Origin of the sequence: Streptomyces sp. P9(2023) (assembly GCF_032436795.1) — a bacterium.
Classification (GTDB): domain Bacteria; phylum Actinomycetota; class Actinomycetes; order Streptomycetales; family Streptomycetaceae; genus Streptomyces.
Genome location: NZ_JAUPWM010000101.1, coordinates 1 through 1049 on the forward strand (window position 1 = coordinate 1; position 1049 = coordinate 1049).

Annotated in this window: 1 protein-coding gene; it reads left to right on the forward strand. The window is 70.7% G+C overall.

Annotation, left to right across the window (positions count from 1 at the left end; genetic code table 11):
* Window positions 1–159: 159 nt before the first annotated feature.
* Window positions 160–1049, forward strand: an 890-nt coding sequence (locus Q5762_RS36805; protein WP_315896675.1) for an IS4 family transposase, incomplete at its 3' end; no start/stop codon positions are given.

Below are 1049 nucleotides of genomic sequence, written 5' to 3' on the forward strand. Positions count from 1 at the left end.
CAACGCCGTTCAGTTAAGGGCGGGGGCTGTTCGTCAAGGCCGGTGAACGAGGCAGCGGAGCTGCTGTAGAAGAGGTTTGTCCTCCAAGACATCCTCACCACAGGAGCTCCGCTGTTGGAACAGGCTGCCATAACAAGGACGGTCGGGGTAGCTGCGGGTGTGTTCGCGCCGGGGCATATCGGCGAGCTGACCCGGATCGTTCCGTTCGAGATGGTCGATGAGGTGCTGGCGCAGACCGGTGCGGTGCAGCGCAGGGTCCGGCTGGTGCCGGCGCGGGTCACGGTGTACCTGCTGCTGGCCGGAGCGCTGTTCACCGGGCTGGGCTACCGGCAGGTCTTCGACCGGCTGTGTGCCGGGCTGGCGGGCCTGGCACTTGCCCGGCCCAGCGGCAGCGCGTTACGACAGGCCCGCCAGCGGCTGGGACCGGCACCGATGCGAGCGTTGTTCGACCTGGTGAGGGGTCCTGCGGCCACGACCGCTGCGGCCGGGTGGTGGCGGGGCTTGAGAGTGGTCGCGGTCGACGGCACGCTGCTGTCGGTCCCGGACTGTCCGGCCAACCTCACGGTGTTCACCCGGCAGCGGCTGGGCAACGGGATCTCGGGCTACCCGCAACTGCGGCTGGCCGCGCTGGTGGCCTGCGGGACCCGGTCGGTGATCGGGGCCGTATTCGGTCCGGCCGCCACCGGTGAGCTGGAGTACGCCCGCCGCCTGGCGTCGGATCTGCGGGCCGGGATGCTGCTGCTGGGCGACCGGAACTTCGCCGCCGCCGCACTGCTGAACCACTTCTCCGCCACCGGCGCCGATCTGCTGGTGCGCTGCAAGTCCAGCCGGAACCTGCCGGCGGTGGCGCGCTGTGGTGACGGCTCGTTCCTGGCCCGCCTCGGCGCTCTGACCGTGCGCGTGATCGACGCCGAGGTCAGCATCCGCACCGCCGCGGGCACCCGCACCGGCCACTACCGGCTGCTGACCACCCTCACCGACCCCTCGACGCACCCGGCCGGTGAACTCGTCCGGCTCTACCACGAGCGCTGGGAGATCGAGACCGCCTA